Raw genomic sequence first — 18,877 nt, 5'->3', positions numbered from 1 at the left:
CATTCCCTCCCAGGCCCGGCGGCGCGTCCGTCGGGCCTGTGGTGTGTCATAGGGGAGTGCGGGTGAGTACGGACGAAGCGTGGGGAGACGTAGTGGACAAGCCGAAGGTCGTCCTGGGGGTCAGCGGGGGCATCGCCGCCTACAAGGCGTGTGAGCTGCTGCGCAGGCTCACCGAGTCGGGTCATGACGTCAGGGTCGTGCCGACCGCCGCCGCGTTGGAGTTCGTGGGCGCCCCCACCTGGTCCGCGCTCTCCGGGCATCCGGTCTCGACCGAGGTCTGGTCCGATGTGCACGAGGTGCCGCATGTGCGGATCGGCCAGGGCGCCGATCTCGTGGTGGTGGCCCCGGCCACCGCCGATCTGCTGGCGAAGGCGGCCCACGGGCTCGCGGGTGATCTGCTCACCAACACGCTGCTGACCGCGCGCTGCCCGATTGTCTTCGCCCCTGCGATGCACACCGAGATGTGGGAGAACCCGGCTACTCAGGAGAACGTGGCGACCCTGCGCCGTCGCGGAGCCGTGGTGGTCGAGCCGGCCGTGGGTCGGCTGACCGGGGTGGACACCGGCAAGGGGCGACTGCCGGAGCCGGGGGAGCTGTTTGAGGTGTGCCGGCGGGTACTGGCCCGCGGGGTGGCCGAGCCGGATCTGCTCGGTCGCCATCTGGTGATCAGCGCCGGCGGTACCCGGGAGCCGCTCGACCCGGTTCGGTTCCTGGGCAACCGCTCCTCCGGCAAGCAGGGGTACGCCCTGGCCCGTACCGCGGTGGCCCGTGGCGCACGGGTGACCCTCATCGCAGCCAACACCACCATGAGCGATCCGGCTGGTGCGGATGTGGTTCATGTGGGCACGGCCGTTCAGTTGCGCGAGGCCGTGCTGAAGGCCGCCGCCGACGCGGATGCGGTGGTGATGGCTGCCGCCGTAGCCGATTTTCGCCCTGCGGAGTATGTGACCGGCAAGATCAAGAAGAAGGACGGGGTCGAGCCCGCAGCCGTCGCGCTGGTGCGCAATCCCGACATCCTCGCCGAGATCTCAGCCGAACGGCCCCGAGCCGGTCAGGTGATTGTGGGCTTTGCCGCGGAGACTGACGACGTCCTTGCCAACGGCCGCGAGAAACTGCGCCGTAAGGGTTGTGATCTGCTGGTCGTCAATGAGGTGGGGGAGCGGAAGACCTTTGGCTCGGAGGAGAACGAGGCCGTGGTGCTCGCGGCCGACGGGGTGGACACGCCGGTGCCGTACGGGCCCAAGGAGGCTCTGGCGGATGTCGTCTGGGATCTGGTTGTGCCACGTTTCGAGTGATGGCGCACTTCCTCGGGCGAGTGGATGAAATCACCCGAAAAGCGGCATCCCGGCGGTGGATTTCGGCCTATTCTCCTGCCCGATGCCTTCCAGCCGCAGGTGGGAGACTTCCCGCCAGACTCCCACGGATCGAGACGGGTGGTCCGCGTTCGAGGGGTCACGGATAAACTGGTCGTGGAACGTCGCGGGGCGCAGCCCCCTGCCGGTCCGCCAATGATCAGCCAGCAGCCGCTGCAACCCCAGGGAGCGATGTGTCCCGCCGTCTCTTCACTTCGGAGTCTGTGACCGAGGGTCACCCCGACAAGATCGCCGACCAGATCAGCGACACCATTCTCGACGCCCTGCTGTCGGAGGACCCGACCTCCCGCGTCGCCGTCGAAACCCTGATCACCACCGGCCTGGTGCATGTCGCCGGCGAGGTGACCACCAAGGCGTACGCCGACATCCCGACGCTCGTGCGAAACAAGATCCTCGACATCGGCTACGACTCGTCCAAGAAGGGCTTCGACGGCGCGTCCTGCGGTGTCTCAGTCTCCATCGGCGCGCAGTCGCCCGACATCGCCCAGGGCGTTGACACCGCCTATGAGAAGAGGGTCCAGGGCTCTGCCGCCAGTGCGGAGGGGGATGACCTGGACAAGCAGGGCGCGGGCGACCAGGGCCTGATGTTCGGCTACGCCTGCGATGAGACGCCCGAGCTGATGCCGCTGCCGATCCACCTGGCGCACCGGCTCTCCCGCCGTCTCTCCGAGGTCCGTAAGAACGGCACCATCCCGTATCTGCGACCGGACGGAAAGACCCAGGTCACCATCGAGTACGACGGTGACAAGGCCATCCGCCTGGACACCGTCGTGGTCTCCTCGCAGCACGCGTCGGACATCGACCTGGACTCCCTGCTCGCGCCCGACATCCGTGAGTTCGTGGTCGAGCACGTTCTGAAGCAGCTGGTCGAGGACGGCATCAAGCTGGACACCGACGGATACCGTCTGCTGGTCAATCCGACCGGACGCTTCGAGATCGGCGGGCCGATGGGCGACGCCGGGCTCACCGGCCGCAAGATCATCATCGACACCTACGGCGGCATGGCCCGCCACGGCGGCGGCGCCTTCTCCGGCAAGGATCCCTCCAAGGTCGACCGTTCCGCCGCCTACGCCACCCGCTGGGTCGCCAAGAACGTCGTGGCCGCCGGCCTCGCCGCGCGCTGCGAGGTCCAGGTCGCGTACGCGATCGGCAAGGCAGAGCCGGTGGGCCTCTTCGTGGAGACCTTCGGCACGGCCACGGTAGAGGTGGACCGTATCGAACAGGCCATCACCGAGGTCTTCGACCTCCGCCCGGCCGCGATCATCCGCGACCTCGACCTGCTCCGGCCGATCTACGCGCAGACGGCCGCGTACGGCCACTTCGGTCGTGAGCTGCCGGACTTCACCTGGGAGCGCACCGACCGCGTGGACGCCCTCCGGACGGCGGCTGGCCTCTAGGCACGCCGCTCCAAGGCACCACTGAGGCCTCGGCCGCCCGGATGGGGCGGTCGGGGCCTCGGCCATGCCGGGGCCACCGGCTCACCGCGATGTGCGGTGTTCCCGCCGGGCCGGGGTGGCGCAGCTCGGGCCGTCGCTCGCCCCGATGGGGGCATCGCACCACCTCGGCAGCGGGTCACCGGTCGCGAAGCCCTCTCCTGCCGCCCGCCGAGCTCGCGGGAGCTGTGCGGGCCAGTGGCGGTGTCAGTGAGGTCTGGTAGGAATTTGGCTGTGAGCAGCGACAACGAGCAGCCGGAAGAGCCCGCGGCCAGTGGGCCCGAGCAGCTTGCGCTCATTCGGGAGACCGTCCGCAAGGCCAAGGTGCCCAAGGCGAAACCGCGCACCTGGCGTGGGGCGGTGCTCGCCAAGGAGCTGCCGGTGGCGCGGGTGCTGGTCAACAAGGGTGTGCTTCATCTCGATCAGTTCTTCGACTACGCCGTGCCGGAGGAGCTCGACGCCGACGCCCGCCCCGGGGTGCGGGTGCGGGTGCGGTTCGGCGCCGGGGGGCATCGGGTGCGGGAGGGGCGGCGGGAGGGGGGCGGGCTGATCGACGGCTTTATCGTCGAGCGCCGGGCCGACACCGACTACGGGGGGGCGTTGGCCGCGCTGGCCTATGTGGTCTCACCCGAGCCTGTCCTCAGCCCCGAGATGCTCACCCTCGCGCGGGCCGTCGCCGATCGCTATGCGGGGTCCTTGGCCGATGTCCTCCAGCTCGCCGTCCCGCCACGGAACGGACGGGCGGAGTCCAAGCCGTCCCCCGAGCCGCTGCCCCTTCCCGACGCGCCGGATGCCGGGACCTGGCAGAGATACGGCCGCGGCCCGGCGTTCTTGTCGGCACTCGCGGGTGGTGGCGTGCCCAGGGCCGTCTGGACCGCACTGCCCGGCCCCCATTGGCCGGATGAGTTGGCCCGTGCCGTCGCTGCCACCCTCGCCTCCGGACGCGGTGCGCTGGTGGTGGTGCCTGACGGGCGGCGGGCCGCGCGGCTTGACTCCGCGCTCACGGCCCTGCTGGGCGAGGGCCGCCATGCCCTGCTGACCGCCGAGTCAGGACCGGAGAAGCGCTACCGCCAGTGGCTCGCCGTCCGTCGCGGCTCGGTACGGGCCGTCGTGGGGACCCGAGCCGCGATGTTCGCCCCGGTGCGGGACCTCGGCCTGGTCGCCGTATGGGATGACGGCGACTCCAGCCTGAGCGACGACAACGCGCCCTTCCCCCATGTCCGTGAGGTCCTGGAGCTGCGCGCCACCCATGACAAATGCGCCTTCCTGCTGGGCAGCACCAGCTGCACGGTGGAAGCCGCCCAGTTGGTGGAGAGCGGTTGGGCCCTGCCGCTGACCGCCGCACGCGAGACGGTGCGACAGGCCGCCCCTTTGGTCCGTACCGTCGGCGATGCGGAGTTGGCGCGTGATGAGGCCGCCCGCGCGGCCCGGCTGCCCAGTCTCGCCTGGCAGGTCGTGCGCGACGGCCTGAAGACCGGGCCGGTGCTGGTTCAGGTGCCCCGGCGAGGCTATGTGCCCGCGCTGGCGTGCGAGCGCTGCCGGGCCACCGCCCGCTGCGCCCACTGCGCGGGGCCGCTGCAAGCGCCCGATCAGCGCGATGTCTCCTGTCGCTGGTGCGGTCGCGACGCGGGTGACTGGCACTGCCCCGAATGCGGCGGTACGAGACTGAGGGCGCGGGTCGTCGGGGCGCGACGCACCGCTGAGGAGTTGGGCCGCGCTTTTCCCGCTGTCCCGGTGCGCACCTCGGGTCGGGACCATGTGCTGGACGCCGTTCCCGGCCGGCCGGCGCTGGTGGTGAGTACCCCGGGGGCCGAGCCGATCGCTGAAGGGGGATACACGGCGGCGCTGCTGCTCGATGGCTGGGCGATGCTGGGACGGCCCGACCTCAGGGCCGGTGAGGACGCTCTGAGGCGATGGATCGACGCGGCCGCGCTGGTGCGTGGGCAGAGCGAGGGCGGCACGGTGGTGGTCGTCGCGGAGCCCACTCTCCGTCCTGTTCAGGCGCTGGTCCGCTGGGACCCGATCGGCCATGCTCAGCGCGAACTGGCCGAGCGAGCGGAGTTGGGCTTCCCACCGGTATCCCGGATGGCAGCGGTCATAGGCCGGACGGATGTGGTGGGTGCCTTCGTCGCCGCCGCTGAGCTTCCCGGCGATGTGGAGGTTCTCGGCCCGGTACCGCTACCGGACCCCCCAGCGGGGAGACCGCGCAGACCCGGCGATCCCCCGATCGGGGAGACCTGGGTGCGGGCCCTGCTCCGGGTCCCACCGGGCAGCGGCGCCGCGCTGGCGACCGCACTGAAGTCGGCCCAGGCCAGCCGGCTGGCCCGCGGTGGCACCGAGCAGGTGCGGATCCGCATCGACCCGCTGGACCTCGGCTAGTGTCCTGCGCCGGCTGGTCGATTCGCAGTCGCTGCCCGACTTCTACCGCTGGTGGGTCCGTTCCTCGTCGGGCCCGAAGCCGGAGCCGTTGCGGTTCGGTGCGGCCTGTCGAAGTCCACCCAGGTCAGCACCCGCCCTCGTGACGCGACTCCGCACGCTGTCCCCGCCTCCGGGCACGTCACCCGCCGTGCCGCCGAACGCCCCGGTCCGACCGATGGGTTCGGCGGGCCGCCACGGCCCACCCCGCCCGGCACACACCACTGCCCCCTACCCGGCCGGGCAGGAGGCAGCAGGCGCGGGAGGTCAACCGTTGCGCGGACCGGGGAAGGCACTCGGACGGATCTCCTCGCGCAGGGACTGGCCGGCCACCGACGGCTGCGGCGGCATCGCTCGGGCCGCGGGCACCGCCGCGGCGGGCAGCGGCGAGCTCGGCAGCGTACGGGTCGTGGTCGAATCGATGGGGAGGTCATCGGTGGTTCCGGGCTGCTGCACCGCCCGGCGTGCGCCATAGCGGCGGTGCACCGCCTGTTTGGTCACACCGAGCGCCGAGCCGACCGCATCCCATGAGAAGCCCAGCGAGCGGTCGAAGTCCACGGCAGCCGTTACCAGCGTCTCGACGCTGTCGCGCAACTCCTGTGCGAGACGGACCGTCGGCGCGGGAGCTCTGCCGTAGACGACGAAACCGGTGGAAGGACCGGAGCGCCGCGGGCGGTAGACATTGCCCAGCTGCGCGGTCAGCGTGCGCAATGCGTCCACCTGCCGGCGGACCCGCTCGATGTCCCGCACCAACAGATGCAGACTCGCCCGGGCTTGGGCATCGTGGGTTGCGTGGTCGGCCATTGGGAAGCCTCTCGAACCGGCGTTGAAAGGGGCCGGGCCGCGTCCCGGCGGCCCGCTTCGGTCAATCTCTCTTGACCAACGCGCTACCCGTCGATGTGGTCACGCTGCGGGGGCGTATATGCATCTACTGAGGGCGCGCGGGCTCCCGTACGCCCCCTACCGTCATCCGCCATAGACTGGTGCGCCGCTCATGATCGGCTCACCGTACATATCAGCCTGAGAGGCAGTCAGCACCGATGAAGCTCGTCTTCGCAGGCACCCCCGAGGTCGCCGTACCCGCTCTGGACGCCCTGCTGGCCTCCGGCCGGCACGAGGTGGCGGCGGTCATCACCCGCCCCGACGCCCCGGCCGGGCGGGGAAGGCGGCTGGTGGCGAGCCCCGTCGCCCAGCGCGCCGAAGAGGCCGGGATCGAGGTGCTCAAGCCGGTCAAGCCGAGGGACGAGGACTTTCTCGCCCGGCTGCGGCAGATCGCGCCGGACTGCTGCCCGGTCGTCGCCTATGGTGCGCTGCTGCCCAAGGTCGCCCTCGACGTCCCCGCACGCGGCTGGGTGAACCTCCACTTCTCGCTGCTCCCCGCCTGGCGCGGTGCCGCGCCCGTCCAGCACGCGGTGCTCGCCGGGGATGAGATGACCGGCGCCGCCACCTTCCAGATCGAGGAGGGCCTGGACTCGGGACCGGTCTTCGGAGTGATCACCGAGACGATCAGGCCCACGGACACCAGCGGCGACCTGCTCACCAGGCTCGCCTTCGCGGGCGCCGGTCTGCTCGCCGCGACCATGGACGGCATCGAGGACGGCACCCTGCACCCCGTGCCGCAGCCCGCCGAAGGCGTCTCCCTCGCGCCGAAGATCGCGGTCGAGGACGCCCGGGTGGATTGGACCGCGCCCGCGCTGCGTGTCGACCGCGTGGTCCGGGGTTGTACGCCCGCGCCGGGTGCGTGGACCGAGTTCCGGGGCGAACGGCTCAAGCTGGTCTCCGTACAACTCGATCCGGAGCGCACCGAGCTGAGCCCCGGCGAACTGTCCGCCGGCAAGAACCATGTGCACGTCGGTACCGGATCGCACGCCGTCGAGTTGGGTTGGGTGCAACCCCAGGGGAAGAAGCCGATGCGCGCCGCCGACTGGGCGCGCGGGGTGCGGATCGCCGCCGGCGAGCGGGTGGGCGTGCAGGACGCGGACAGCGCAAAGCCCTGATCGGTCGAGCGGGACCGCCGGAAACGGGTTCGGGACAACGGGGACGGTCGGGTCGCGCGTCAGCGCGCGCAATCCGTCCACCCCGATGGGAACCGTCCACGGCGGCTGAGCCGACAGGGCCGAACGCGATGAGCGCGGGGGCTGCGCTCCCCGACGCCCCGGCAGGACTCGGTCGCCCGCGAGACCCCGATGACGAGGGCGGCCCTCGCGGCGCCTGTTCCTCGCCGGAAGCCGCCCCGAACGGTCGCCCACCGGGCACTGGGCCGGCCAAGGACTACCCTGGCGGGGTTAGACCCTTTTCGACAGCCGGAGCACCTTTGAACCAGCAGGCACGCCCCAAGGGGCCTGGCCGCCCCCACAAGCCCTATCGCCGCCCCCAGCGAGACCCCGTGCGGATTCTTGCCTTCGAGGCGCTACGGGCCGTCGACGAGCGCGATGCGTACGCCAACCTCGTCCTTCCCCCACTGCTGCGGAAGGCCCGTGAGAAGGGCGACTTCGACAGCCGTGACGCGGCTCTCGCCACCGAGCTGGTCTATGGCACGCTACGCCGGCAGGGAACCTACGACGCGATCATCGCGGCCTGCATCGACCGGCCGCTGCGTGAGGTGGACCCCCCGGTGCTCGATGTGCTCTCGCTCGGTGCGCACCAGCTCCTCGGGACGCGTATCCCCACCCATGCCGCCGTCTCGGCGAGCGTGGAGTTGGCCAGGGTGGTGCTGGGCGACGGGCGGGCCAAGTTCGTCAACGCCGTACTGCGCAAGATCTCCCGCGCCGATCTCGACAGCTGGCTTGAGCAGGTCGCGCCGCCCTATGACGAGGACGCCGAAGAGCATCTGGCGGTGGTGCACTCCCATCCGCGCTGGATCGTCTCCGCGCTCTGGGACGCGCTCGGGGGCCCTCGCGCCGGGATCGAGGACCTGCTGGAGGCCGACAACGAACGGCCCGATGTGACCCTGGTGGCCCGCCCCGGCCGAGCGACCAGCGAAGAACTGCTCGACGCGCTGGGGGATGACACCACCCTGCCGGGCCGCTGGTCCCCCTATGCCGTACGGATGGTCGAAGGGGGGGAGCCGGGCAGCATCGCCGCGGTACGGGAGAGTCGGGCCGGGGTCCAGGACGAGGGCAGTCAGCTCGTCGCCATCGCCCTGGCCAACGCACCCGTGGACGGCCCCGACACCCGCTGGCTCGACGGCTGTGCCGGCCCCGGCGGCAAGGCCGCCCTGCTCGCGGCGCTGGCTGCCCAGCGCGGTGCGTCACTCCTCGCGTCCGAGAAGCAGCCCCACCGGGCCCGACTGGTGGCGCAGGCACTGGCCGGCAATCCGGGGCCCTACCAGGTCATCGCCGCGGACGGGACCCGTCCGCCGTGGGCACCGGGCAGTTTCGACCGGGTGCTCGTCGATGTCCCCTGCTCGGGGCTGGGGGCGCTTCGGCGCCGCCCCGAGGCGCGCTGGCGCCGGCGCCCGGAGGATCTGGACGGCTTCGCCCCGCTCCAGCGGTCGCTGTTGCGGGAGGCGCTGCGGGCGGTACGCGTCGGTGGAGTCGTCGGCTACGCGACCTGCTCGCCGCATCTGGCTGAGACCCGGGTGGTCGTCACCGATGTGCTGCGCGGACGCGGAGGCGCACCGGTCGAGGCCGAGTGGGTGGACGCCAGAGGGTTGATGGAGGGTGTCCCCGCCCTGGGGGATGGTCCGGACGTACAGCTCTGGCCGCATCTCCACGGCACGGACGCGATGTATCTGGCGCTGCTCAGACGCACTGCCTGAGGGCCTGCGCCCAACGTCCACCCACACCGGTCGACGCGGCGCGGGTAGTCGTTTGGCGCGGTCATGGCAGGGGTCGGCTCACTCGCACCACACGGTGATGAGCCGCGGGAAGCGCCATCACCGCGTGAGATGACGTCTTGGCGAGGCCCGTGCGGTCGCAGAGCCCATCGGCAGGGGCGAAAAAGGCTGGAATGTGCGTACTCAATTGACCTCGGACCGCATTGGTCCATACCGGAACCTCAACCAGGGCGGGGAAGCGCGTCCGGGCATGGCAGGCTTGGGCCATGGCCGTACAGATCAATCCCAGCATCCTCTCCGCAGACTTCGCCCGCCTGGCAGATGAGGCCAAGGCAGTCGAAGGCGCCGACTGGCTCCACGTCGATGTGATGGACAATCACTTCGTGCCCAATCTGACCTTGGGTGTGCCGATCGTGGAATCCCTCAGCCGGGCGACGGAGACGCCGCTGGACTGCCATCTGATGATCGACGACCCCGATCGATGGGCACCGCAGTACGTCGAGGCGGGGGCGGGTTCCGTCACCTTCCATGTGGAGGCGGCGGCAGCTCCCGTACGGCTGGCACGAGAGATCCGCGCCAAGGGCGCGCGAGCTTCGATGGCGCTGAAGCCCGGGACCGCGATCGAGCCGTACGAGGACCTCCTCCCCGAACTCGATATGTTGCTGATCATGACCGTGGAGCCCGGATTCGGCGGTCAGGCCTTCCTCGACATCATGTTGCCGAAGATCCGGCGAACCCGTGAGTTGATCTCCAAGCACGGCCTTGAGCTGTGGCTCCAGGTGGACGGCGGGGTCTCGGACGCCACCATCGAGCGGTGCGCGGAAGCAGGCGCGGATGTCTTCGTCGCCGGTTCGGCGGTCTACGGCGCGAGCGACCCCGCCGAGGCGGTGCGCGCCCTGCGCGCCAAGGCCGAGGGGACCATCGCCACGGCGGGCTGGGCCTGCCGGCACTGAGCACCCCGACGGCCGTGAAGCGAATCGTTCCGGCCGCGCATCGGGAAACCGCACAGTTACGGCCATTGAGCCAGAAGCAAATGAACTCAGCCCATCAGGGCTGATCAACAACCGTCGGATCTGACAGGATTACGGGTCCGAAGTGTGAACAGCAGTGAGGAGATCGCGGTGTCTGCTAGGTCGGCGGGACGGTCTGCCCTGCGGATGGGACCCGCGGAGCTGGTTCAGGCGGCGGCCATGGCCCGTCGCTTCTATCTGGAGGGCAAGTCCAAGATCCAGATCGCCGAGGAATTCGGCGTCAGCCGCTTCAAGGTCGCGCGGGTCCTGGAAACCGCGCTGGAACGCGATCTCGTACGCATCGAGATCCGGGTTCCAGCGGAACTGGACGCCGAGCGCTCCGACGCGATCCGCGCCCACTTCGGGCTGCGGCACGCGGTCGTCGTGGAGTCCCCCGCCGAGGCCGAGGAGTCACCCGACCCCGAGAACCTGGGTGAGGTGGCGGCCGATCTGCTGGGCGAACTGGTGAACGAGGGCGATGTGCTGGGGCTGGCCTGGGGCCGGTCCACCATCCATATGGCCGCCGCCCTTGACCGACTGCCCCCCTGTACGGTCGTCCAGCTCACGGGTGTGTATGACGCGGGAACAGCCGAGCGGGGTTCGGTGGAGGCCGTCAGACGTGCCGCACAGGTGTCTGGTGGCGATGCCCATCCGATCTACGCCCCGATGCTGCTGCCCGACGCGGCGACCGCTGCCGCGCTGCGCAGCCAGACCGGGATCGCTCGTGCCTTCGAGTACTTCGACAAGGTGACCGTCGCGGCCGTCTCCATCGGCTCCTGGGAACCGGGCATCTCGACCGTCCACGACATGCTCAGCCCGGAGGAGCGTGCCCGGTACGCCTCGTACGGGGTCGCCGCCGAGATGTCCGCGCACCTCTTCGACCGCGATGGCCGCAGGGTCGGGCGGGACCTGGGGGAGCGGTGCATCACGGTCGAGGCGGACCGGCTGCGCCGCATTCCCGAAGTGGTGGCGATCGCCGGCGGAGCGCGCAAGGCCGACGCGATCGCGGCGGTACTCCGCTCGGGCCTGGTCACCAGTCTGGTCACCGACACCGCGGCGGCCGACCATCTGCTGACGGTGGCGGCCGGACCACGGGCCGCCCTGGAGCGGGTGGACCCGGACAGCTGACCGTACCCAGCCGCTTCTGACCCGCCGGACGACGCACCGAGGGAGGTGCTGGCGGGTCGGGAGCCCTCCGGGCGGGTCAGCGCCCGCCCCGGGGCATGGCAGGTCGGCACCGACCGTTGGCACAGCACCAAGGAGCTTGATCACCCCATGTGAGCGCGAGCCCACCCGGCTGGGAACACCGCCGGGACCCTTGGAGGATGTGCTTGTCGCGACCCCGGTGAGCTGGAGGTTTCTCCCAGAGCGGGAAATCTTCTCCCCATGGGAGAATGAAGTACGTGCGTCTCCCCGGCTGATGTGCCCGGGGGTCAACTCCAATCGACTGGGATGTCCAGCACGTGCGTTTCCTCAATGATCTGAAGCCGCCGTACGACCTGACGTATGACGACGTATTCATGGTGCCGAGTCGATCGGCCGTCCGCTCCCGCCAGTCGGTGGACCTCGCGTCCCCCGATGGCACCGGCACCACGATCCCGCTGGTCGTCGCCAATATGACCGCCATCGCGGGCCGTCGGATGGCGGAGACGCTGGCTCGCCGCGGTGGGCTCGTCGTCATCCCGCAGGACATTCCGATCGAGGTCGTCACCGAGGTCGTCTCCTGGGTCAAGACCCGTCATCTCGTCCTTGACACCCCGATCGTGCTCGCTCCCCACCAGACCGTCGCCGACGCGCTGGCGCTGCTGCCGAAGAGGGCACATGACGCCGGTGTCGTCGTCGACGAGGACCAGCGGCCGATCGGTGTCGTCACCGACGCGGATCTGACCGGAGTGGATCGTTTCACCCAGCTCTCCGAGGTCATGTCCAAGGATCTGCTCCTCCTCGACGCGGACATCGATCCCCGTGATGCCTTCAACCGGCTGGATCACGCCAACCGCCGGTACGCTCCCGCCGTCGACCCGGACGGCAGGCTGGCCGGCATCCTCACCCGCAAGGGCGCGCTCCGCGCCACGCTCTACACCCCCGCCGTCGACTCCCGGGGCAGGCTGCGTATCGCCGCCGCCGTCGGAATCAACGGCAATGTGGCGGGCAAGGCCAAGCAGCTCCTTGACGCGGGCGTGGACACCCTGGTCGTCGACACCGCCCACGGCCACCAGGAATCCATGATCGCCGCGATCAAGGCGGTCCGTGGGCTGGACCCGCAGGTGCCGATCGTCGCCGGCAACATCGTGGCCGCCGAAGGGGTGCGGGATCTGATCGAGGCGGGCGCCGACATCATCAAGGTCGGCGTGGGCCCCGGTGCCATGTGCACCACCCGCATGATGACCGGCGTCGGCCGGCCGCAGTTCTCGGCCGTACTGGAGTGCGCCGCCGAGGCCAAGAAGTACGGCAAGCACGTATGGGCCGATGGAGGGGTGCGTCATCCGCGCGATGTCGCCATGGCACTCGCCGCCGGCGCCTCCAACGTGATGGTCGGCTCCTGGTTCGCCGGTACCTACGAGTCCCCGGGGGATCTTCAGCAGTCCCCGGACGGGCGGTACTACAAGGAGTCCTTCGGCATGGCGTCCGCGCGCGCCGTCCGCAACCGTACGAGTGAGGAGTCTTCGTACGACCGGGCCCGCAAGGCCCTCTTCGAGGAGGGCATCTCCACCTCGCGGATGTTCCTCGACCCCTCCCGGCCCGGGGTGGAGGATCTGGTCGACTCGATCATCGCGGGCGTTCGCTCCTCCTGCACCTACGCGGGTGCGGGATCGCTGGAGGAGTTCGCCGAGCGGGCGATCGTGGGAGTCCAGAGCGCGGCCGGTTACGCCGAAGGCAAGCCGCTGCACGCCAGTTGGGTCTGACCCACTCCGGCACCGACCCTGAAGATCGCCGCTGGCCCCGGGAAATCCGGGGCCGGCGGCGTCTTCCCACCCGAGTGCCGAACTTCTTTGGATTTTCTTGGCATGGGGTGGATGGGCCGGGGTATACGCGCCCTGCACTGACCACGGAGCAGGGGAGGACTAAGTGTCTACGGCGAGCACGGTCACGACCGCACTCTCACAGCCTGGCACCCGGTGCCTGAGCACTGAGCTGGACCTTCCGGAGGTGACCAACCCCGGGGCAGTCGCCCCGAAGGACGCGCGAGAGATCTCCAGGATCTTCTTTGTGCGGCTCGCCTCGCTCGAAGAGGGCACCCGGGACCACCAGTACGTCCGCAATACGCTGATCGAGCTGAATCTCGCGCTCGTGAAGTACGCGGCCGGGCGTTTTCGCAACCGAGCCGAACAGATGGAAGACATCATCCAGGTCGGCACCATCGGCCTGATCAAGGCGATTGACCGGTTTGAGCTGAGCCGTGAGGTTGAGTTCGCCACCTTCGCCGTCCCGTACATCGTCGGTGAGATCAAGCGGTTCTTCCGGGACACCAGCTGGGCGGTTCATGTGCCCCGCAGGCTCCAGGAGCTGCGCATCGATCTGGCGAAGGCCACCGATGACCTCTCGCAGCGGCTCGACCGCTCGCCGACCATGGCAGAGCTGGCCGAGTACCTCGGAATCGAGGAGCACGAGGTCATCGAGGGCGTCGTCGCCAGCAACGGCTACACGGCCGGTTCGATCGACATCCCGATGGACGACTCGTCCGACAACGCCGCGACACCGCTCTCCGACCGATTGGGAGCCCCGGACGCCGATCTGGAGATCGCGGAGAACGTCCAGGCGCTCAAGCCGCTGATCGAGGAGCTGGACGAGCGGGATCGGAAGATCCTCCAGATGCGGTTCGGCGACGAGATGACCCAGTCGGAGATCGGTGAGGTGCTGGGCGTCTCGCAAATGCACGTATCGCGTCTGCTGACCCGGATCACCACCAAGCTGAGGGAAGGACTGCTCGTCGTCGAGTGAGCCAGCCGACTCGGCGAACCAGTCGCTGAGAACCACCGCCGGGGCCCGGCCGGGCGCTGTCATCCACCGCCCGGACCGTGCCCCGATGCGGATGAACATCCGTGGTCACCGTGCTCCGATGCCCTGCGGTCCCAAGGACCGCAGGGCATCGACGACTGCGGCGGCGATCGCCGCATGCCCCTCGTCATCGGGATGAACACCATCGGTCAGCTGCTGGGGCACCAGCACATCGCGCCCGGGTAGCAGAGCAAGCCATGCGTCGCCCTGCCCAGCCGGTTGCCCCGCGCCGTGAACCTGCCGGGCCACCATGGGGCCCGCGACGGAGCCATCGCTGCCCGTTCTGCGCACGGGCCCGCCGTCGATCCGGTCCAGGACCGCCCGTTCGAGTGCGGTACGCAACTCGGCGAGGGTGGCCCCCAGCCGGTTCGGTGCGTCCTCGGCCGCCGGGCGCAGCACAGGGGAGACCACCAGCAGCGGAGTGCGCGGATGCCCCTGCCTCACCACCGCCAGAAATGTGCGGACCGTCTCGTACATCTGTGCCGGCGAGTACGGCACCTCCGACCAGCAGTTGGTCCCGAAGGCAAGCGTGAGGGCGTCCGCTGGCAAGGTCGACAGCTGCTCCGCGATCGCGGGCTCTCCGTGGGCCGAACCCGCGTACCCCAGATTGACGGTGTCCAGGCCCAGTAGCCGTCCCGCCCGCGCCGGCCAGGAATGAGCGGGGCGAGTGGACCACCATCCCTCGGTGATCGAGTCCCCATGGACCAGCCAGCGCGGTTGGTTGGCGGCGGGGGTGACGGAACCACCGACCGCCCGCAGGCCCAACACCACCGGTGAGCGGGATTCCGGTGGATGCACGATGAAGCGTTCGGAGCTGGCTGCCCGAGTACGGGGGAGGACGAGGGTCGCCACACCTTCGGCGGTTGGTTCGACGAGCGTCTCGGAGACCAGTTCGTCGTTCTGCCAGAGGGCGAAGCAATCCGGCAGTCCCGACGGTCCGTCCGGTGTGTCGTGCAGCGGTGTGCGGTAGTGGATATCGACCGCGTCGGCACCCTTCGCGGTGAACTCCAGCCGCACCCCGATCGGCAGCGCCGCCCTGACACCGGTGTGCCAGGGCAGCCGACCCATGTCAACGGGGTCCGCGCGCACCGGACGCCCCTGGTCGAGCCAGGCCACCCCACGGAGGAACGGGTTTGGGTCCAGCCAGGTCATGGGGCCTCCGGAGGGGCGGTGTGGAGAGGTCGTGCGGTGCCGCGGGACGTTCGCACGGGACCTGATGACGGGTCACGTCGGCTGGATCAAGACTGTCATGGGTGCCGAGGTCCCGGGCGACGCGATGGCTCTGCCTCTGACCGGGCCGTGAGTGGCGGGCCGGATGCCGCGCCGGTGGGGCGAGCCCGCTCCGGGCGGTGGCGCTCGGGCCGGTACGGTCCGGGCGGTTGCCGCTCGGAGCCGGTTCGCATCGGACTGTCGCCGCTCGGTCTGTCGCCGCTCGGGCCGCTTCTCGCCTGGCACACCCCGCGGGAGCGGGCCCGTACGCCCTGCCGCTACGGGTCCGGCCACAAGGCCCCTGGAGATCGCTCGGTGGGATGACGGCTCAGCGCTCCGGCCGTTGCGGACCGCGGACGGCGGGCCCGGTGCGATCGACCCGCGACACCCCTTCGCCGTCGTGCTGGATCATGTCCATGGCCGTGTTCTACTGCGATGACGGCAATCGCCGCTCCGCCCGCACTCCTGCCCGACTCCAGCGAAGAAGTGACCCACCCGCAGTGCGACTCAACGACCTTGACGAACGCATCGTCCACGCCCTCGCGGAGGACGCCCGTCGCTCCTACGCCGATATCGGTTCGATGGTGGGACTGTCGGCTCCCGCGGTGAAACGACGGGTGGACCGGCTGCGTGCCGTGGGGGCCATCACCGGGTTCACCGTACGGGTCGATCCCGCGGCGCTCGGCTGGGAGACCGAGGGATACATCGAGCTGTACTGCCGCAGCAACACTTCGCCCGAGGCCATTGAACGAGGTCTTGAGCGCTACCCGGAAGTCGCCTCCGCCTCGACGGTGACCGGGGAGGCGGACGCGATCGTCCAGGTCTTCGCCTCGGACATGCGCCACTTCGAGCGGGTCCTCGAACGGATCGCCGGCGAGCCCTTCGTCGAGCGGACCAAGTCGGTGCTGGTGCTCTCGCCACTGCTTCGGCGCTTCTCCTCAGGCTCCCCGGCCTGAGGAGAAGCGCCCGGCTGACGGGGAGCCGGGGTTGCTCTGACGCGGGGTCGCTGTTCTTGGCTTCCCCGAAAACAGCCGAGCCCGGTCGAAGGGCCGCTACTCCAGCCGCATCGGGGGCCATCGCGGGGCCTGCCGCCTGCCATCCACCCGTCGGCGGGCCCGGCCGGGGCCGCGCTGGAGAGCGGGTTCCCGCTCCATCGGAACGGGGATCCGCTGTATGGCGCAATGAATCGTCGGATGGGGAGCGATCTACGCAATGGATCGCTCATTGGCGCGCAACGGTCGCGCCTTGTCCCCGTATGAGTCGGACCGTACCGTCATAAACGTCCTTCTCATCCTGAACCGGTCCGTCCGCTGCACCACCGCTCACCCACTTCGTCCGAGGTCAGCCATGTCCACATCGCGTACCTACCGGCCGCACGGCTTCGGCCGGTCGGTTCCCCGGGCCCGGAACCGGCACCCGCGCGACACAGCCTCAGCCCGGGTGGCGCGGCCGCTGGACCACCGGTGCTGTCGCCTGGGACGCGTACGACCGGACGGACGACCGGAGGGCTGAACCGGTCCGCTGGCCGGGGAAACCCGGCTGCCCCAAGCGGCGCCCCGCAAGGCAGTCAGTCAGCCGGCTGACGAACCACTGACGAACCATTGCCGGACCGCTTCCTGACCACTGCCTGACCACTGCCGGACCGCTTCCTGATCACTGACGGACCACTGCCGGACCACTGCCCGACCCCTGGCCGGAGACCGTCCCGTACCTCGGGGGACCGTCCCCGAACCGACGCCTCACCCCATGACACCGGGCAGCCGTTCGACCCCGCTGCCCAGGCCCCGCCCGTACCGCATGTGCAAGGAGTCCGTACCCCATGACGTCCACGGTGCCCACCGCTGTCCAGCACACCGACGCGCAGCCGCCGATCACCATGTTCGGGCCGGACTTTCCCTATGCGTACGACGATTTCCTCGCCCACCCCGCCGGTCTTGGGCAGATTCCCGCCACGGAGCACGGCACCGAGGTGGCGGTGATCGGCGGTGGTCTCTCCGGCCTGGTCGCCGCGTACGAACTGATGAAGATGGGGCTGCGACCCGTCGTCTACGAGGCGGACCAGATCGGCGGCCGGCTGCGGACGGTCGGTTTTGAGGGTTGCGACCCCGAGTTGAGTGCCGAGATGGGGGCGATGCGATTCCCGCCGTCCTCGACCGCGCTTCAGCACTACATCGATCTGGTGGGGCTGACCACCACGCCCTTCCCCAATCCACTGGCCCCCAGCACCCCCTCGACGGTCGTCGACCTCAAGGGCGAATCCCACTACGCCGAGACCATCGACGACCTCCCCCAGGTCTACCGCGATGTGATGGACGCCTGGAACGCCTGTCTGGAGGAGGGGGCCGACTTCTCCGAGATGAATCGCGCCATGCGCGAGCGGGATGTGCCGCGCATCCGGGAGATCTGGGCCCGGTTGGTGGAGAGGCTCGACAACCAGACCTTCTACGGCTTTCTGTGCGACTCCGATTCCTTCAAGTCCTTCCGGCACCGGGAGATCTTCGGCCAGGTGGGCTTCGGTACGGGCGGTTGGGACACGGACTTCCCCAACTCCATTCTGGAGATCCTCCGCGTGGTCTACTCGGAGGCCGACGACCACCACCGCGGGATTGCCGAAGGCAGTCAGCAACTGCCGTTGCGGCTGTGGGAGCGCGCGCCTGCCAAGATCACCTACTGGGCGCCGGGCACTTCGCTCTCCTCGCTCCACGAGGGTGCGCCGAAGCCCGCCGTCACCCGTCTCCACCGCACGGCGGGCAATCGGATCACCGTGACGGACGCGTCCGGTGACATTCGTACCTACCAGGCCGCCGTCTTCACCGCGCAGTCCTGGATGCTGCTCTCCAAGATCGCTTGCGATGACTCGCTCTTCCCCATCGACCACTGGACCGCGATCGAGCGCACCCACTACATGGAGTCGTCCAAGCTCTTCGTTCCGGTGGACCGGCCGTTCTGGCTGGACAAGGACGAGACCACCGGCCGGGACACCATGTCGATGACGCTGACGGACCGTATGACACGTGGCACGTATCTACTGGACAACGGCCCCGACAAGCCAGCCGTCATCTGTCTCTCGTACACCTGGTGTGATGACAGCCTCAAGTGGCTGCCGCTCTCGGCGAAGGAGCGGATGGAGGTCATGCTCACCTCGCTGGGTGAGATCTACCCGAGGGTCGACATCCGACGTCACATCATCGGCAACCCGGTGACGGTGTCCTGGGAGAACGAGCCCTACTTCATGGGCGCCTTCAAGGCGAACCTGCCCGGCCACTACCGCTATCAGCGACGGCTCTTCACCCACTTCATGCAGGATTCGCTGCCCGAGGACAAGCGGGGCATCTTCCTGGCGGGTGACGATATCTCCTGGACCGCGGGCTGGGCCGAAGGCGCGGTGCAGACCGCGCTGAACGCGGTCTGGGGCGTGATGCACCACCTTGGCGGGACGACGGACCCGAGCAACCCGGGACCGGGCGATCTCTATGACGGACTCGCTCCCGTCGAACTGCCGGAGGACTGATGCCCGGCCTGCTCCCGGGGCGCTGACGGCCCGCTGCCGGCGTCCTGGTGATCGCCCTTAGGGGTGGCGTCGGCGTCGGTCAGGAACCTGCTCGACCGATGCCGGGGCCGTGGTGATGCGCACCCTCGCTCGGCGAGGGTTGGACGAAG

The 18,877-nt window shown here is 69.7% G+C and carries 13 protein-coding genes; 11 read left to right on the top strand and 2 right to left on the bottom strand.

The features are described 5' to 3' along the window. The first annotated feature begins 92 nt into the window (after positions 1-92). The 3 genes from coaBC to NBG84_RS35330 all read left to right on the top strand — a co-directional run bounded on the left by coaBC (position 93) and on the right by NBG84_RS35330 (position 5,185). Entirely contained in the window at positions 93-1,295 is a 1,203-nt protein-coding gene (gene coaBC, locus NBG84_RS35340; protein ID WP_250923804.1) for a bifunctional phosphopantothenoylcysteine decarboxylase/phosphopantothenate--cysteine ligase CoaBC, read from the top strand. Between the two features lie 251 nt (positions 1,296-1,546). Continuing rightward, positions 1,547-2,770 carry a methionine adenosyltransferase gene (gene metK, locus NBG84_RS35335; RefSeq protein ID WP_250923787.1) on the top strand — a complete coding sequence of 408 codons (1,224 nt, stop codon included), beginning with the start codon at positions 1,547-1,549 and terminating at the stop codon, positions 2,768-2,770. A 270-nt stretch (positions 2,771-3,040) separates the two neighbouring features. Then, positions 3,041-5,185, top strand: a complete 2,145-nt coding sequence (locus NBG84_RS35330) for a primosomal protein N' (RefSeq protein ID WP_250923786.1) — start codon at positions 3,041-3,043, stop codon at positions 5,183-5,185. Between the two features lie 303 nt (positions 5,186-5,488). On the opposite strand, the gene NBG84_RS35325 is transcribed toward NBG84_RS35330, so the two are convergent. Beyond that, a complete protein-coding gene (locus NBG84_RS35325; RefSeq protein ID WP_250923785.1) occupies positions 5,489-6,025 on the bottom strand; it encodes a hypothetical protein in 537 nt (178 codons plus the stop codon). A gap of 236 nt (positions 6,026-6,261) precedes the next feature. Here NBG84_RS35325 and fmt point away from each other — a divergent pair, with 236 nt between their 5' ends. The 6 genes from fmt (at position 6,262) to NBG84_RS35295 (ending at position 13,951) form a co-directional block, all read left to right on the top strand. Next, on the top strand, positions 6,262-7,218 hold the full coding sequence (fmt, locus tag NBG84_RS35320; protein WP_250923784.1) for a methionyl-tRNA formyltransferase: 957 nt from the start codon (positions 6,262-6,264) through the stop codon (positions 7,216-7,218). A 317-nt stretch (positions 7,219-7,535) separates the two neighbouring features. After that, complete coding sequence (locus tag NBG84_RS35315) at positions 7,536-8,981, top strand: RsmB/NOP family class I SAM-dependent RNA methyltransferase (protein ID WP_250923783.1); 1,446 nt, start codon at positions 7,536-7,538, stop codon at positions 8,979-8,981. 284 nt (positions 8,982-9,265) lie between these two features. Then, positions 9,266-9,952, top strand: a complete 687-nt coding sequence (gene rpe, locus NBG84_RS35310) for a ribulose-phosphate 3-epimerase (protein WP_250923782.1) — start codon at positions 9,266-9,268, stop codon at positions 9,950-9,952. Between the two features lie 144 nt (positions 9,953-10,096). After that, the gene (locus tag NBG84_RS35305; RefSeq protein WP_250923781.1) at positions 10,097-11,137 is read left to right on the top strand and encodes a sugar-binding transcriptional regulator; all 1,041 of its coding nucleotides are present in this window, start codon (positions 10,097-10,099) and stop codon (positions 11,135-11,137) included. Positions 11,138-11,472: 335 nt separating this feature from the next. After that, entirely contained in the window at positions 11,473-12,915 is a 1,443-nt protein-coding gene (locus NBG84_RS35300) for a GuaB1 family IMP dehydrogenase-related protein (protein WP_250923780.1), read from the top strand. 163 nt (positions 12,916-13,078) lie between these two features. Beyond that, positions 13,079-13,951 carry an RNA polymerase sigma factor SigF gene (locus tag NBG84_RS35295; protein ID WP_250923779.1) on the top strand — a complete coding sequence of 291 codons (873 nt, stop codon included), beginning with the start codon at positions 13,079-13,081 and terminating at the stop codon, positions 13,949-13,951. 105 nt (positions 13,952-14,056) lie between these two features. On the opposite strand, the gene NBG84_RS35290 is transcribed toward NBG84_RS35295, so the two are convergent. Continuing rightward, positions 14,057-15,160, bottom strand: a complete 1,104-nt coding sequence (locus NBG84_RS35290) for a GDSL-type esterase/lipase family protein (protein ID WP_250923778.1) — start codon at positions 15,158-15,160, stop codon at positions 14,057-14,059. 557 nt (positions 15,161-15,717) lie between these two features. On the opposite strand from NBG84_RS35290, the gene NBG84_RS35285 reads away from it, so the two are divergent. Both NBG84_RS35285 and NBG84_RS35280 read left to right on the top strand, forming a co-directional pair. Further along, complete coding sequence (locus NBG84_RS35285) at positions 15,718-16,173, top strand: Lrp/AsnC family transcriptional regulator (protein WP_250923803.1); 456 nt, start codon at positions 15,718-15,720, stop codon at positions 16,171-16,173. Positions 16,174-17,036: 863 nt separating this feature from the next. Continuing rightward, positions 17,037-18,728, top strand: a complete 1,692-nt coding sequence (locus NBG84_RS35280; RefSeq protein ID WP_250923777.1) for a flavin monoamine oxidase family protein — start codon at positions 17,037-17,039, stop codon at positions 18,726-18,728. The last annotated feature ends 149 nt before the right edge of the window (positions 18,729-18,877 follow it).

Source organism: Streptomyces albipurpureus, assembly GCF_023701525.1.
GTDB lineage: Bacteria > Actinomycetota > Actinomycetes > Streptomycetales > Streptomycetaceae > Streptomyces > Streptomyces albipurpureus.
Note: the sequence above shows the minus strand (reverse complement) of the source record. Positions and strands in the feature narration are given on the sequence as shown.

What these genes read in the sequence shown, in the direction of transcription:
- NBG84_RS35325 (WP_250923785.1), bottom strand. Translation starts at nt 6,025, where the DNA reads ATGGCCGACCACGCAACCCACGATGCCCAAGCCCGGGCGAGTCTGCAT.
- fmt (WP_250923784.1), top strand. Translation starts at nt 6,262, where the DNA reads ATGAAGCTCGTCTTCGCAGGCACCCCCGAGGTCGCCGTACCCGCTCTG.
- rpe (WP_250923782.1), top strand. Translation starts at nt 9,266, where the DNA reads ATGGCCGTACAGATCAATCCCAGCATCCTCTCCGCAGACTTCGCCCGC.
- NBG84_RS35290 (WP_250923778.1), bottom strand. Translation starts at nt 15,160, where the DNA reads ATGACCTGGCTGGACCCAAACCCGTTCCTCCGTGGGGTGGCCTGGCTC.
- NBG84_RS35280 (WP_250923777.1), top strand. Translation starts at nt 17,037, where the DNA reads ATGACGTCCACGGTGCCCACCGCTGTCCAGCACACCGACGCGCAGCCG.